This is a genomic window from Streptococcus oralis (genome assembly GCF_965111685.1).
Lineage (GTDB): Bacteria > Bacillota > Bacilli > Lactobacillales > Streptococcaceae > Streptococcus > Streptococcus oralis_B.
The window spans coordinates 668,399-684,653 of record NZ_OZ217340.1; the positions used below are offsets into that span (position 1 = coordinate 668,399).

The following is a 16,255-nucleotide window of genomic DNA, read 5'->3' on the forward strand; positions in this document are numbered from 1 at the left end:
AAGACGAAGTGAAGAGAACCTCCTTCGTTTAGATGCAGCTAGCAAAACAATTACTCTAACTTACACAAAATTTGTTGAGAATAATTCTGGCGTTAGGGGGAAATTCTTTGTCTATGTCCGAGTTGACCATGACATTGTTTCAGAAGAAAAAGACTTTGATGTCACTATCAAAGATGCTTTCTCTTCTCCAAATATGACATTCCTACCAGATACTTTTCGTATTTATAAAGTAAACTGGAGCTGGAATAACGGAGACTGGAAATGATCCGACGCTCAGGATATGACCGAAACCTAAAAAACCAACTAGTGATAAATGCGAATGGTGATGGTTTCACCCTTCCTTTAGGAGATACTAATGGTTTTGGTTATATGATCAAGTATCGAGCTAAAGCGAATTATGATCTAGTCGATGGTGAGGAAATCACGAACGTAGCCAACATGAGCTACAATGGAAGTGAGAATGAACAATCAACCAGCACACGTACCTACCAGATTGCAGGTGGTGCTGTGGAAGGATATGCTTTCACCATTAATATTCATAAGGTAGACGAAGCAGACCAAGCTTTACAAGGTGCAGTTTTTGAAGTGATTCGGGATCGAAACCAAGCTGTTGTTGGAAGATTGACAACAGATTCTGATGGTAACGCTAGTGTAGGTAAATTGTTGCGAGACAACTATACAATTCGTGAAGTAACGGCTCCTTTTGGCTATGATAAACTAACTGAAGATATTAAAATTTCTCCAGATGAGTTTGGCTCAGACAAATCTGTAGAACGTCGAATTGAAAATAAGAAGATACCTCCGAAGACTCCAACTAAAAAAGAGATTACTTTCAAAAAGGTGGATCCAAATGGGAAAGAAATCCTAGGTGCAGAACTTAAAATCTATAATGGAAATCGAGTAAGACCCGAAGCTCCACCTGTAGCAGACTGGACAACAGAAGCTAATACTTCTAAAGTGATTAAATTAGCTCCTGGGACCTATACTCTAACAGAGTCCTTTGCTCCAGATGGGTATCAGTATGTTGATGATGTTACCTTTACGGTCAATGCTGATGGTTCTATTACAATTGTCAAAAAAGGTACAACAGATACTGTCGTAACAACTGGTTCTGTTTTGTCAATCACTGACAAAGAGGATACAACTCCAAAGGCTATTACCTTCAGTAAAGTTAATCTTGGAGGAAATGAAATCGCGGGTGCACAGATTAAGATCTACAAGGGCGACAAGGCAGAAGGCACAGCTGTAGAGAGCTGGACTTCAACTGACCAACCTAAGCAATTGAATCTTGAACCAGGCATCTACAGCTTCCATGAGGAAGCAGCCCCAAATGGATACTTAGTAGTAACAGATATTACATTCCAAGTTAACTACGACGGAACTGTAACAGTGTTAAATGCTAGTTGAAATCAGGTTGAGTTTAAGGATGGTAAGTAAGTAGTAATGGACCAAGCTGAACCAGAAAATCCTAACCTACCAAACACTGGAAGTGAATCTGGACAAGCTGCATTAGCAGCCGGTTTAGCTCTTCTAGCTTTAGGTGCAGGTCTTGTAGCAACTAAACGAAGAAAAGAAGACTAATCTCATTTAGTAGCAAAAGATACAGTGAAAATTGAAGTAGGTCAAAAAGACTCATATCTTGGAGAGGATCATTTGGTCCTCTCTTTTTTGATATGCAAAGTGATAAGAATTCTATTTTTAAAATTTTCAAAATTATAGAAGTTAAAAGCGTTACGCTTGATAACTTTGAGGATGCTGTTATTAGCCTTTAATTTTTCATTTAAGTAGGAAAATTTCATTGTATTAATAATCTTGTCACTATCTTTAAAAAAAACAGTTAAAAAGATAGTATTAACACGAGGAATGATTAGATTGTTTCTCTTAAAAATGAAAAAACAGGAATTTATAGATATTACAGTGGTGTTTTAAATCTGAACTATAGATTAAAAGATTATATAGAATCTTTTTATTGGTCATATGTATATGAAAAGTTGAACGACGAAATCGATGGCTTTACAATTCTTTGGTTGTATAAAAAAATCATAAGATTTAATAAATTCATAAGATTCTTTCTAATGAATTGTTTTGTTACTTTTCATCACAGGATTTTATGAAACTTTTTTTAAAAAAGACAGAATTCCTGTTTATCATTGAAATAATAGCCTTGATTTGATATGATGGAAATATGAAAAAAAATAGAGCGAAACGTGTTTCTCACGATAAAAAGAGAAGTATACTTCTTGCTTTTGTAGGGATTTTAGGAATCGCTATGATTCTCTTGGGGTGTGCCATTGGTTACAAGGTGTTACAAAAGCAATCTTATGAACAAAAAATTGAAGCGCTAAAAAGCGAAAAGGACCAGCAATTCAGCTCAGGTAGTCAGAAGGACCATTTCCGAAAAGGTCAAGCTGAGGTGATTGCCTACTACCCTCTGCAAGGAGAGGAAGTCATTGCGTCTATTAGAGAAAAAATCAACCAGGATATCAAAGAAAAGCTGGAAGATAAAGAGGATTTGGTTTTTTATTATACTGAGCAGTTGGATCCAGTCTTAAAGGGAGTTGTTGCTCGTAATATCAGCAAGCAAGTCTATGATTTGTCTGCATCAAAGGTTGAAGAAAAAGAAAAGACTTCTTTAGGGAAAATTTTCTTGACTGAAGATGGGAAAGATTTTGACTTCAGTAAACTCTTCAAAGATGCAAGTAAGGCTAAGGAACTCTTACTGAGTCAAATCAAATCAACTCTAGAAGATAAGAAACTTGACCAGGCAAAAATTGATCAAGTTATAAAGAGCTTCACGAACCAAGAACTGGCATCATGGAGTTTTGATTATAAGGATAGTCAAATCATCCTTTATCCTGCTAATCCTGGAGAGACTGTTGAGGAAATTGCTTTGCCAATATCTAGTTTCTTTGATGTCATTGAGTCTTCTTATCTATTAGAAAAGGATGCTGAACTTTACCAAGCTTACTTTGCTAAGAAAAATAAAAAAGTTGTAGCCTTGACCTTTGACGATGGTCCAAATCCAACTACAACTACGCAGGCTTTGGATACTTTAGCTAAATATGGTGTAAAAGCAACCTTCTTTGTACTTGGTAAAAACATTGCAGGTAATGAAACACTTCTAAAACGAATGAAAGCAGAAGGTCATGTTGTAGGAAACCACAGCTGGAGTCATCCTGTTCTTTCACAACTTTCGCTCGAAGATGCTAAAAAGCAAATCACTGACACAGAAGATTTGTTAAATCAGGTTTTAGGATCAAGCTCTAAACTGATGCGCCCACCTTATGGTGCCATCACTGATGATATTCGAAACAGCCTTGACTTAAGCTTTATCATGTGGGATGTGGATAGTTTGGACTGGAAGAGTAAAAATGAGACTGCCATTTTGACAGAGATACAGCGTCAGGTTCGCAATGGTTCCATCATCCTCATGCATGATATCCATGGTCCTTCTGTTAATTCTCTACCAAGTGTTATTGAGTATTTAAAGGGTGAAGGGTATACATTTGTGACCGTTCCCGAATTGCTCAATTCTCGCTTGAAGTCTCACGAGATCTATTACGATCGTGATCAATAATTGTTAAAATCTAAAGAAGCAAGTGTTCTGATAATCAGGATTTTGTTTCTTTAGATTTTCTTCACATAGAAAGGAAAAACGATGAAATCTTACACCCTTAATAATGGACTTTCAATTCCTGTTCTAGGATTTGGAACATGGAAAGCAGAAAATGGAGAGGTAGCCTACCAAGCCGTTTTAGAAGCCTTAAAGGCCGGCTATCGTCATATCGATACTGCAGCTATCTATAAAAATGAGGAAAGTGTTGGTCGTGCTATTCGAGATAGCGGTATTCCACGCCAAGAAATCTTTGTAACGACCAAACTCTGGAATACCAATCACAGCTATGATGAAGCACGCCAAGCATTTGAAGAATCAATGGAAAAACTGGGATTAGATTATCTAGATTTGTACCTTATCCATTGGCCAAATCCAAAACCTTTAAGAGAAAATGACGAATGGAAAATCCGTAATGCTGAAGTATGGAGAGCGATGGAGGACCTTTACAAAGAGGGTAAAATCCGTGCTATCGGCGTTAGTAATTTCCTTCCCAAGCATCTGGATGCTTTGCTTGAAACAGCAAGAATTGTTCCTGCAGTCAATCAGGTTCGCTTGGCACCAGGAGTTTATCAAGAGGAAGTGGTTGACTACTGTAGAGAGAAAGGTATTCTTCTAGAGGCTTGGGGACCATTTGGGCAAGGAGAGTTGTTTGAACAGAAAGAAGTCCAAGAAATTGCTGCTAAGTATGGGAAATCAGTGGCTCAAATTGCCTTGGCTTGGAGTTTGGCAGAAGGCTTTTTACCCCTACCTAAGTCAGTGACAGCCTCTCGCATTCAGAGCAATCTTGACTGTTTTGGAATTGAACTCAGCAAAGGTGATCGAGAAGTCTTAAAGACTATCTCGGTAGCTTCGGGCGCACCACGTGTGGATGAGATGGATTTTTAGTTTGTATAATCTATTTATACCGAAATAACAAAGACTAGGAATTTTAAATCCTAGTCTTTTTGTGTATAAAAAATCTAAATTATTTGTATGATGAAATAATTTTATGGGTTAAAATATATGAACGAATTCAGAAAACACTGGTTTGATAGAGCAAATAACACGAATAATAAAATTAAACAAGTGAAATATATACGTAAATATTACATTTTTGTGACAATTCAGATTTTTGTAAAAATTTATATCTATTTGCGCTATAATAGGTATACTTTAAAGAAAAAGGAGATTATGTATGAATAGACGACAACGTTTTTCATTACGAAAATACAAATTTGGTCTTGCTTCAGTTTTATTGGGAACTGCTTTGGTTTTTGGAGCAAGTCAAGTCAGTGCCAATGAGCAGAGTACAGGTGAAAATCAAGCCCAAACTGAGGCAATCAAGACAGAGCTAAAAGATGATAAACACTCAAACTCTGCGACTGACTTAACTACCGCTAATGTGATAGCTCCAGTAGTTGGAGAGAAACAAGAAGCTGAAACTTCTAAAGAGGATGCTAGTAAACAAGATGCTAAGGTAGAAGCTCCAGTTGATAAAACTGCTGAAGCCCAAGAATCAGGAAAAGATAGCGCAGTTGCAAATGAAGGAAATCAAGGTGTCGTCCAAAAAGAAACAACAGTCAATACGACTACCGCGCCTGCTACTGAGAAGGCCTCTACCATAGAGAAAAAAGAGGTTCAAGCAACGACAGTTCCTAAAACTACTGGAGAAACAGCAACTACTGAAAAAGAACAAGAAAAAACTGAGTCTGCAAAACCCAATAGCCTTTCCAGCAATGATATCATTACAGTACCGAAAACTTGGAAGGCTGGTTACAAGGGGACAGGGAATGTTGTTGCCATAATTGACTCTGGGCTTGATTTGAATCATGAGGTTCTTCGAATTTCGGATCCGTCAAAAGCAAAATTTAAAAACAAGGAAGCCATCGAAGCAGCTAAAAAGGCTGCTGGAATCGACTACGGTAAATGGTATAGCGATAAGGTTGTCTATGCCTATGACTACTTTGACGGAACGGATAAGATCAAAGAAGCAGAAAGAACTTCTCATGGGATGCACGTAACAGGGATTGCAGCTGGAAACCCTGATAAAGAAGCACCGAATGGTGAAAAGGTCTATGGTGTGGCGCCAGAAGCCCAAGTCATGTTTATGCGTGTCTTTTCAGATCGCCAAAAAACGACAAGTTCTGCCCTTTATGTAAAGGCAATTGATGACGCAGTTGCCTTGGGAGCAGATGCCATTAATATGAGTTTGGGATCTAGCACTGGTTCTATGGTAGATGCTGGTTCTGATATTGTGGATGCTATCAAACGGGCTCGTGCCAAGGGAGTTTCTGTTCTTATCTCAGCAGGAAATAGCAATACATTCGGAAATGGTTATTCAAAACCATTAGCTGAAAACCCAGACTATGGCTTGGTTGGAAATCCTTCCACTGTTGAAGATTCTATTTCAGTTGCTTCTGTCAACAATAAAACATTGACAACAGCGGTTTTTGAAGTCAAAGGTCTAGAGGGAAATGCCGGTCTTCATAACGGAAAATTTGATTATAATCAACCTGAAGCAGATAAGGACTTTGAAAAAGGAAAAGAGTATGAATACGTCGAAGCAGGGTTAGGTCGTGAAGAAGACTTTGCGAAGTTGGATTTAACTGGGAAACTTGCCCTCATTCAGCGTGGAGCCATGAACTTTTCAGAGAAGATCAAAAATGCAAGAAAACACGGTGCAGTTGGTGCTTTGATCTACAATAATGTAGAAGGCGCAAACATCAATATGTCTATTGATGATGAAGCAAAGAAAATTCCTTCTGTATTTATTTCTAAACAGTATGGTGAAGCCTTAAAATCAGGAAACTACAAGATTGTTTTTAATGGTAAGATGGATAATCGTCCTTCTGATGTAGCCAATCAGCTATCTGACTTTTCAAGTTGGGGAGTGACCACCGATGGACAATTGAAACCAGACGTAACAGCTCCTGGCGGCAATATCTACTCATCCTTTAATGACAATACCTATGGTAGTATCAGCGGAACCAGTATGGCGGCTCCTCACGTTACGGGTGTTGCAGTTCTGGTTAAGGAATACCTTCAAAAACACCATCCAGAATTGACTCCTGAGCAAGTATCAGAGACTGTCAAGGCCTTGATCATGTCAACTGCAAAACCACATGTTAATAAGGACACAGGCACTTACACCTCTCCTCGTCAGCAAGGTTCTGGTATTGTGGATACAGCTGCTGCAGTTTCAACTGACCTCTATGTAACGGGTGAAAATGGTTATCCAAGTGTGACTTTGGGAAATGTTGGAGGCCAATTTACTTTTAAGGTTACTGTACACAACATTTCAGATACTGAACGCACTCTCAAGATGGTGGTCAATACCAATACAGACGAAGTTCAAGATGGGAAATTCACCCTTCGACCTCGAAAACTAACGGAGACAGTCTGGCCTGAAGTGACGGTCAAAGCCCACAGCAGTCAAACAGTCACTGTTAAAGTGGATGCTCGAAAATTTGCTGCTGAACTCAGCAAACAAATGCCAAATGGCTATTTCCTTGAAGGGTTTGTTCGCTTTGTAGATCCAGCAGATGATGGGGATATTGTGAGTCTTGCTTTTATGGGCTTCCGAGGAGAATTCCAAAATCTCCCCGCTGTCGAAAAACCAATTTACAATCTTGTTCGAGAAGGGAAAAATGGATTTTACACAGAGGTAGACAAGGAAAACCCTGCCGTTAACTACTCTAATGATGCCACCTATCTAGCTACCTTGCAAAATGACCTTCTAGTTTCTCAAGGTCAACGCCAAGGACGACGAATTACCGTTCTTGGGATCGAACAAAATGCTGAAGGTAAGCATGTTCTTCAGTTGGACGAAAAAGGAAATGTCCGTATTGCCATTTCTCCAAACGATGATGGAAACAAAGACCTAGTTGAATACAAAACGGTTGCTTTGAGAAATCTTGTAAATCTTCGTGCAACAGTTTATGCGGCTACAGATACCAAGCATGAACATCCTATTTGGGAGGGCGATGCAAAGGATCTTCGTAAGAATTATTTTGATGGTGACAGTAGAAATCTGAAGAGTTATATTCTAGATAATACTGCTTGGAGAGGTCAGAATTTTGATGGCAATACCGTTTCGGATGGTTTATATGACTATGTTATCAGTTATACACCAGACGTTCCAGGTGCCAAAGAACAATACACGACCTTTAAAATTCAAATTGATACTCAAAAACCAGTCATCACGAGTGGTTATATTCGCTTTAAAGACGGAAACCAAGAATTCGTAGCTCGTAAACCAAAAGATGTCGGTCAAGGTGGTATCCTTTCAGAAAAAGTCTTCTACCTCACACCATTTGACCAAAAAGGGACTATGGTTCTAAATGGGAAAGACCAGTCTGGAACTCGTGCGCTTGAGAACACCCATCTGATTAAGGCCAATGCTGACGGTAGTTATACACTTCCTAAGGATGTTGACAAGGGTAATATTTACTATCTTGTAGAGGACTATGCAGGAAATGTCGACTATATCTCGCTTGCAGAACTTGTTCGCGATCAAAATAGTGGTCGAGTAAAAATTGCCTTGAAGGATGCGAAAACAAACCAAGATATTGATACCCTATACGTCTATCGAATCAAAAATAGCAAGGGACAATATGTCGATGTTGACAAGACAAAAGCGATTCATTTCTTACAATTTGGTCATTATACGGCAGAAGTTTTCAGTTATGACCGAACAGAATTGAAATTTATCAGTGCCCTGTCCCAAGAGTTTGACCTGACGGAAGAAAATAGTTTCCAAACCATTACCTTTCTAGCAAATCTCCTAGAATATGCACCAGTATCTGTTTCCTTCAATCAAACTGTTTCAAAGACGACTACAGTAGTTTTGAAAGGTGAAGATGGTACAAGGATCACTCTTCCTGCTGAAAAATACGATCAATACGCCTTTGGTAAGAAAGTTGCTACAGGCCGTTATACTGTACAAGTCACCTTGCCAACTGGATATGAACTCCTTGAAGATCTCGTTTCCTTGCTCGTTCAGCCAGGTCGAAATAATGCTTTGCGTCTATCTGTCGTGTCTAAGTTGGCCTTGCTTGCTGCGATAAATCAACATAAAGAACTGGTAGAAACGTCTCGTTACTTTAATAGTAGTGCCGATAAGAGAAAAGCTTATGACCAAGCTTTCCAAGTGGCGCGGTCAGCCTTGTCAAGCAAGTTAAAACAAGAATTGATTGATGGCGTTCTCGCTAGTCTTGAAGCTGCTGGAAAGGCTTTGGATGGAAAAGATTCGAACGTGGCAGCCTTGAAAGAAGCTATGAAAGCTTACTATGCAACGACTAAAACTGGACGATATGCTAATGCCAAGGAAAAAGTACGTCGTGCTTATGATCGTGCCTTCCAAGAAATTGCTTTACTAGCTGTGGACCCTAAAGTCAAACAAGATCAAATTGACCAATCTCTTATTGTCCTAGCTACAGCTAAAAGTAAACTAAATGGCAAGGCCACAGACTTCTCTAGTCTGAAGAAACTGGTCAAAGATGAACGCCTTTTCCAAGAAAAGAACGCGAGATTTATCTATGCAGACAAGAAAGAAAAAGCAGCTTATCTTTTAACTTTTAAAGAGGCACAGGAACTCCTTAAAGATTCAGGAGCGAGCCAAGAAGATGTCAAAGATGCCATTACAGCATTGAAACAAGCCAAGAGAAATCTGCATGGCAAAAAACCAAGAGCAAGAAGACGTCCATAAATAGGGGTTTTCTAGCTCCATTAGAAAAAGAGTCAGGAACTTTGTTTTCAGACTCTTTTTTGGTTTACACTAGCTAGAAAATCTGCTATAATACTAGCTAGGAAAGAAAGTCTTATGGCGTTCTTCAAGCGAGCTTGGGACAGTGGGAGCCAAGTAGGGCAAAATAAGGAGCTGGCGCTTTCTGTCGTATTTTTAAAAACAATGAAGTAATAAATTAGGGTGGAACCGCGTTTCTGACGCCCCTAGGTCACAGACTTAGGAGCAAAGACACGGTTCTTTTTGTATCCAAAGTCACAAGAATTTATAAAAGGAGTAAATAATGTCTAAAAAATTGACCTTCCAGGAAATCATCCTCACTTTGCAACAATTTTGGAATGACCAAGGTTGTATGCTCATGCAGGCTTATGATAATGAGAAAGGTGCGGGAACGATGAGTCCATATACTTTCCTTCGCGCTATCGGACCTGAGCCATGGAATGCAGCTTATGTAGAGCCATCACGTCGCCCTGCTGACGGTCGTTATGGAGAAAATCCTAACCGTCTTTACCAACATCACCAATTCCAAGTGGTCATGAAGCCTTCTCCATCAAATATTCAAGAGCTTTACCTTGAGTCTTTGGAAAAATTGGGTATCAATCCATTGGAACACGATATTCGTTTCGTTGAGGACAACTGGGAAAACCCATCAACTGGTTCAGCTGGTCTTGGCTGGGAAGTTTGGCTTGATGGGATGGAAATCACTCAGTTCACTTATTTCCAACAAGTCGGTGGATTGGCAACTGGCCCTGTGACTGCGGAAGTTACCTATGGTTTGGAGCGCTTGGCTTCTTACATCCAAGAAGTAGACTCTGTTTATGATATCGAGTGGGCAGATGGTGTAAAATATGGAGAAATCTTTATCCAGCCTGAGTACGAGCATTCAAAATATTCATTTGAAATTTCGGACCAAGAAATGTTGCTTGAAAACTTTGATAAGTTTGAAAAGGAAGCTGGTCGTGCCTTGGAAGAAGGCTTGGTTCACCCTGCCTATGATTATGTTCTCAAATGTTCACATACCTTTAACTTGCTTGACGCGCGTGGGGCTGTATCTGTAACTGAGCGCGCAGGCTATATCGCCCGTATCCGTAACCTAGCCCGTGTCGTAGCCAAAACCTTTGTCGCAGAACGCAAACGCTTAGGCTACCCACTTTTGGATGAAGCAACACGAGCTAAACTCCTAGCAGAAGACGCAGAATAGTAAGTAATACTGTGCTCTAAAATCGTTAAAGGCAAGTCGAAGACTTGCTAGAGGGATATGCACCACCGTACTGTTATGTGGGGATTTTTGAAACCTTGGGTTCAAAAATCAGTCAGCTAAATCCACTTTGATGAGACAGTTGGAAATCTTAGTTTATTTGGTATAAGATTTCCTTACAGACTCACAAAAGTTAGTTAGCGACGTTCCCAGTACCTAAGGTGCATATCAAAAAAGATTGAAGAAAATGTAAAGGAAAAAACATGACAAAAAACTTATTAGTAGAACTCGGTCTTGAAGAGTTGCCAGCCTACGTAGTAACTCCAAGTGAAAAACAACTAGGCGAAAAAATGGCAGCCTTCCTCAAGGAAAACCGCCTGTCTTTTGAAGCCATTCAAACCTTCTCCACACCACGCCGTTTGGCTGTTCGTGTGATTGGTCTTGCAGACAAACAGTCTGATTTGACAGAAGATTTCAAGGGACCAGCAAAGAAAATTGCCTTGGATGGTGATGGAAACTTCACCAAAGCAGCTCAAGGATTTGTCCGTGGGAAAGGCTTGACAGTTAAAGATATTGAATTCCGTGAAATCAAGGGTGAAGAATATGTCTATGTTACCAAGGAAGAAGTGGGTCAAGCAGTTGAAGCCATTGTTCCTGGTGTTGTAGATGTCTTGAAGTCCTTGACTTTCCCAGTCAGCATGCACTGGGCTAACAACACTTTTGAATACATCCGCCCTGTTCACACTTTAACTGTTCTTTTAGATGAAGAAGAATTTGACTTGGATTTCCTTGATATCAAGGGAGGTCGTGTAAGCCGTGGTCATCGTTTCTTGGGACAAGAAACTAAGATTCAGTCAGCATTGAGCTATGAAGAAGACCTTCGTAAGCAGTTTGTAATCGCGGATCCACGTGAACGTGAGCAAATAATTGTTGATCAAATCAAAGAAATCGAGGCAAAACATGGTGTACGTATCGAAATTGATACGGACTTGCTCAACGAAGTCTTGAACTTGGTTGAATACCCAACGGCCTTTATGGGAAGTTTTGATGCCAAATACCTTGAAGTTCCAGAAGAAGTCTTGGTGACTTCGATGAAGGAACACCAACGTTATTTTGTTGTTCGTGATCAAGACGGTAAACTCTTACCAAACTTCATTTCAGTCCGTAACGGAAACGCAGAGTATTTGGAAAATGTCATCAAGGGTAATGAAAAAGTCTTAGTTGCTCGTTTGGAAGACGGAGAATTCTTCTGGCGTGAAGACCAAAAATTGGTCATTTCAGATCTTGTTGAAAAATTAAACAACGTCACCTTCCACGAAAAGATTGGTTCCCTTCGTGAACACATGATTCGTACGGGGCAGATTGCCATTCTCTTGGCAGAAAAAGCTGGTTTGTCAGTGGATGAAACGGTTGACCTTGCTCGTGCAGCAGCCATTTACAAGTTTGACTTGTTGACGGGTATGGTTGGTGAGTTTGATGAACTTCAAGGAATTATGGGTGAGAAATATGCCCTTCTTGCAGGAGAAACTCCAGCAGTTGCGGCTGCTATTCGTGAACACTACATGCCTACATCAGCTGACGGAGAGCTTCCAGAGAGCAAAGTTGGAGCTATTCTAGCCATTGCAGACAAATTAGATACGATTTTGAGTTTCTTCTCAGTAGGCTTGATTCCATCAGGTTCTAATGACCCTTATGCCCTTCGTCGCGCGACGCAAGGTGTGGTTCGTATCTTGGATGCCTTTGGTTGGCACATTGCTATGGATGAGCTGATCGATAGCCTTTATGCTTTGAAATTTGACAGTTTGACTTATGAAAATAAAGCAGAGGTTATGGACTTTATCAAGGCTCGTGTTGATAAGATGATGGGTTCTACTCCAAAAGATATCAAGGAAGCAGTTCTCGCAGGTTCAAACTTTGTTGTGGCGGATATGCTAGAAGCAGCAAGTGCTCTTGTAGAAGCAAGCAAGAAAGAAGACTTCAAACCATCTGTCGAATCCCTCTCACGTGCCTTTAATTTGGCTGAGAAGGCAGAAGGCTCTGATGCGTTTGATTCTGCTCTCTTTGAGAATGAAGAAGAGAAAGCCTTGGCAGAAGCCGTAGAATCACTCGTTTTGTCAGGAACTGCAAGTCAGCAATTAGAACAACTCTTTGCGCTTAGCCCAGTTATCGATGCTTTCTTTGAGAATACTATGGTAATGACCGACGATCAAGATATTCGTCAAAATCGTTTGGCCATCTTGTCGCAATTAACCAAGAAAGCAGCTAAGCTTGCACGCTTTAACCAAATCAATACCAAATAAGATCTGTTAAACAGATTAAATCTTATCATAAAGGAGAGAAACATGGATCCTAAAAAAATTGATCGTATTAACGAGCTTGCTAAAAAGAAAAAAACAGAAGGCTTAACTTCTGCTGAAAAAGTGGAACAAGCTAAACTTCGTGAGGAGTACATCGAAGGCTATCGTCGTTCTGTTCGTCACCACATTGAAGGAATTAAAATTGTGGATGAGGAAGGAAATGACGTCACACCAGAAAAACTACGTCAGGTACAACGTGAAAAAGGTTTGCATGGCCGTAGTTTAGATGATCCCAACTCATAAAATGAAAAGGGTTTGTAGATGATTTACATTCCCCTTTTCTTTTGCAATAAAAAAGAAGGAGCCAAATGGCTCCTTTTGGTTTCTTAGTTGCTTGCGCCAGAAGTAGCGTCAGCGTCACCACCGTGGCCCCCAGCATCCCCTGAATCAGAAGCGCCAGAAGTAGCATCTGCGTCTCCATGACCTCCGGCAGCAGGAGCAAAAGGTCCGCTACCACCCACCAAACGTTGACCAGTTTCTTTTAGGTACCAGTCAAGCCATGGTTGGAAGTTAAAGACAATTTCATTGATACCAGCGTATGATCCATCAGGATAGTACATTGCTTGGTAGTTGTGAGTGTTGATAACACCTGCAGGAGAACCTGGAACGATCGTACGGACGTATTCTTGGTTTCCGTTGCGAAGTGTTCCGATAACCCACTCTACGTTCTTCATACGTGCTGGTGGAAGAGAACCATGAACAGTCGACATACGGCTACCTGATTGAGGCGGTACACGTTTAGCAAACATGGTGTCTGGATCTTGGTGAGCGTTGTTGTAGTATAGGAATTGGTTGTTATCGTCAGCGTATGTCAATTCAAATGGCATAGCTTTCAAGAACATATCGATTTGGTTAACTGTCAGGATACCGTGATCCAATTTGACATAGGTATCACCAGAAACAGCTCCAGTGATTGCTGCAACTTTTTCTACCCATTCTGGATCGTCAGGGTCAACTTCTGTAATGGTTGTAGCAATTGGTTTTCCACAATCCAAGTCTTCTGGTTCGATTGGTTTTGGTTTTTTCAATTTCGAAACGACTCCTACGTATTTTACAAAGTTATCTAAGCAAGTTTCAAGGAATTTAACAGTGCCTTCGTTGGTGATATTTCCGTTGTTATCAAAAGCTTCCTTAGCTTTACCAAGAAGGAATTCGTTACCTGGAAGCGTGTAGGCATTGACACCAGGAGCGTCAAGGATTTTACGAAGGTGAACTTGGGCACGTGATGTTCCTTGGTCATAGTATGATGCACCCACAATCATAACAGGCTTGTTTTCAAATGGATGAACTTCGTATGAAAGCCATTCAAGTACAGATTTGAGCGAAGCTGAGATAGTGTGGTTGTGCTCAGGAGTGGCGATAATGACACCATCAGCACGTGTAATCTTGTTATACAAGAAGCGTAATTGGAAACTGTCGTCCCATTTTTCGTCTTGGTTAAACATTGGAACTTCGTCGATTTCAAGAACTTCTAATTCAAATTTGAATTTGAAATTACGACGAATAAATTCCAAGAGTTTGCGGTTATATGATTGATCGTAGTTTGATCCAACAAGTCCAACAAATTTCATTCTTTCGGTCTCCTATCTTACAAATTTTCCCAGTCAAATTCTTCTGCATCTTTGCGAAGCAATTCTTGTGCATTGCGCAATTTTTCAGTAATCTTCACAAAGATACGGAAGTCATCAAAGATGGCATCCAATTTCTTGATAACATCAAGGTCAACCAAGTCGCCACTTGGGTTAAATGATTGAAGAGAGTGTGAGAGCAAGAATTCATCTGGAAGAACATTTGCCTTAATTTCAGGAGCGTTCAAGATTTGACGAAGTTGCAATTGGGCACGAGATGAACCAAGTGTACCATAGGAAGCACCAGTGATCATGATTGGTTTGTTCAAAAGTGGGTAGATACCATAAGATAGCCAAGCAAGAGCGCTCATCAAAACTGCAGGGATTGAGTGGTCGTACTCAGGAGTACCGATAATGACACCATCAGATGCTTCAATTTTAGCAGCAATTTCAAGAATTTCAGCTGGAAGTTGCTTATCTGCTGGTTTGTTGAAAACAGGGATATCCTTGATTTCAACGAGTTCAATTTCAGCTTTATCTGCAAAGTGTTTTTGCATGTATTGGAGCAATTGGCGGTTTGTAGAACGTTTAGAGTTCGTTCCAACAATGGCAATAAGTTTTAGCATGAGATTTCCTTTCTCTTTTTACATAATACAAATTTAAAGGCCTGAAGAACAAGTAAGGCGTCCATCTTTGTCGATGAGGATGGCTTCAATCCCATCTATACTTTCGACTTGCCAGAGGATAGAAGCGCTTCGCTCTCCGAAAAGGCGGGTTGTCCATATCTCACCATCAACGGATTTATCAGAGACAATCGTTAGGCTAGCAAGATCGGTTTCGACAGGGAATCCTGTCTTACTATCAAAGATATGGTGATAGTCTTTTCCATCCACTGTCAGGTGACGTTCATAGATACCTGAAGTGACAACGGATTTGTTAGAAGCAGGGATAGTTAGGAGATGATTACCACGAGGATTTCGCGGATCTTGAATCCCAATCTGCCAGGCTTTCCCTTCTTTGGTTTGGTTATTCCCGATGGTGAGGATATTTCCTCCGAGGTTGATCAAGGCAGACGTGACACCGTGTTCTTTTAAATACTGGGCAACCTTATCTGCACTATAGCCCTTGGCTAAACAACCTAAATCAAGCTTCATTCCTTTCTTCTCTAAAAAGACAGTATAGCTAGTCGGATCTAACTTGATAAAATGCGGGTCAAGTAGAGGCAAGACAGCTTCGATTTCTTTAGAGTCTGGAAGCCGTGCATCTGAAAATCCAATTCGCCAGGTTTGAATCAAGGGGCCAATGCTGATATTGAGATGGCTAGATGGAGCTAGGCTGTGTTCTAATCCAAGAGCAGTCAGTTCAAATAGCTCAGGATGAACCATAACAGGTGCGATTCCGGCCTGATAGTTAATTTCCATCAGTTCGGATTCTTGACTGTTGGCGTTAAAGCGGTATTCGAGTTCCTTGAGCAAATCAAAGGCTCCTTGAAGTAGGCAATCAGCCTGTTCATCTACTAATGAAATCGTGATAGTTGTTCCCATTAGCCGTTCAGAACGTGAATGAAGGGGCAAGCTACCAGCTCCTTTCTCTTTATAGGAAATCATTCAATATAAGGTCGTTAAAGAGAAATTAAACCCCTTACATTTCCTTTCCATGTCTCTAGCATATCATAAAGTCAGCGTTTTCACAAATGAATTTTGACAAAAAGTCAAGAAATATGCTCAAAATTAGTATGAAAATAATAGAAAAATTAGATTTATCAATGTTAGGTGCTTTTTTTTCTGAAAAAAA

10 protein-coding genes and 1 pseudogene are annotated in these 16,255 nt (G+C 40.2%); 8 read left to right on the forward strand and 3 right to left on the reverse strand.

The genetic code is table 11. The features are described from left to right. Positions 1-28 precede the first annotated feature (28 nt). The 8 genes and pseudogenes from ACLV7H_RS03525 to ACLV7H_RS03560 form a co-directional block, all read left to right on the forward strand. Positions 29-1,398: pseudogene (locus tag ACLV7H_RS03525) on the forward strand (SpaA isopeptide-forming pilin-related protein); the annotation flags it as partial. Positions 1,399-1,443: 45 nt separating this feature from the next. Further along, positions 1,444-1,581: an LPXTG cell wall anchor domain-containing protein gene (locus ACLV7H_RS03530; protein WP_071788640.1), complete on the forward strand. Its 138-nt coding sequence runs from the start codon at positions 1,444-1,446 to the stop codon at positions 1,579-1,581. Between the two features lie 604 nt (positions 1,582-2,185). Continuing rightward, the gene (gene pgdA / locus ACLV7H_RS03535) at positions 2,186-3,577 is read left to right on the forward strand and encodes a peptidoglycan-N-acetylglucosamine deacetylase PgdA (protein ID WP_411866382.1); all 1,392 of its coding nucleotides are present in this window, start codon (positions 2,186-2,188) and stop codon (positions 3,575-3,577) included. A gap of 81 nt (positions 3,578-3,658) precedes the next feature. Next, the gene (locus tag ACLV7H_RS03540; RefSeq protein ID WP_411866383.1) at positions 3,659-4,501 is read left to right on the forward strand and encodes an aldo/keto reductase; all 843 of its coding nucleotides are present in this window, start codon (positions 3,659-3,661) and stop codon (positions 4,499-4,501) included. Between the two features lie 289 nt (positions 4,502-4,790). Beyond that, positions 4,791-9,302 carry a S8 family serine peptidase gene (locus tag ACLV7H_RS03545; RefSeq protein WP_411866384.1) on the forward strand — a complete coding sequence of 1,504 codons (4,512 nt, stop codon included), beginning with the start codon at positions 4,791-4,793 and terminating at the stop codon, positions 9,300-9,302. Between the two features lie 319 nt (positions 9,303-9,621). Beyond that, the gene (gene glyQ / locus ACLV7H_RS03550) at positions 9,622-10,539 is read left to right on the forward strand and encodes a glycine--tRNA ligase subunit alpha (RefSeq protein WP_000038733.1); all 918 of its coding nucleotides are present in this window, start codon (positions 9,622-9,624) and stop codon (positions 10,537-10,539) included. 260 nt (positions 10,540-10,799) lie between these two features. Beyond that, positions 10,800-12,836 carry a glycine--tRNA ligase subunit beta gene (glyS, locus tag ACLV7H_RS03555; RefSeq protein ID WP_411866385.1) on the forward strand — a complete coding sequence of 679 codons (2,037 nt, stop codon included), beginning with the start codon at positions 10,800-10,802 and terminating at the stop codon, positions 12,834-12,836. A gap of 42 nt (positions 12,837-12,878) precedes the next feature. After that, on the forward strand, positions 12,879-13,136 hold the full coding sequence (locus ACLV7H_RS03560) for a DUF896 family protein (protein ID WP_000371301.1): 258 nt from the start codon (positions 12,879-12,881) through the stop codon (positions 13,134-13,136). A gap of 83 nt (positions 13,137-13,219) precedes the next feature. Here ACLV7H_RS03560 and ACLV7H_RS03565 read toward each other — a convergent pair whose 3' ends face one another. The 3 genes from ACLV7H_RS03565 to ACLV7H_RS03575 are packed head-to-tail and all read right to left on the reverse strand — an operon-like array spanning position 13,220 to position 16,035. After that, positions 13,220-14,464 (reverse strand): NAD(P)H-dependent oxidoreductase, encoded by a 1,245-nt coding sequence (locus tag ACLV7H_RS03565; RefSeq protein WP_045592136.1) that lies wholly within the window; start codon positions 14,462-14,464, stop codon positions 13,220-13,222. Positions 14,465-14,481: 17 nt separating this feature from the next. Then, the gene (locus ACLV7H_RS03570) at positions 14,482-15,087 is read right to left on the reverse strand and encodes an NADPH-dependent FMN reductase (RefSeq protein ID WP_012000572.1); all 606 of its coding nucleotides are present in this window, start codon (positions 15,085-15,087) and stop codon (positions 14,482-14,484) included. Positions 15,088-15,120: 33 nt separating this feature from the next. Beyond that, a complete protein-coding gene (locus ACLV7H_RS03575) occupies positions 15,121-16,035 on the reverse strand; it encodes an FAD:protein FMN transferase (RefSeq protein ID WP_411867069.1) in 915 nt (304 codons plus the stop codon). Between the last annotated feature and the right edge of the window lie 220 nt (positions 16,036-16,255).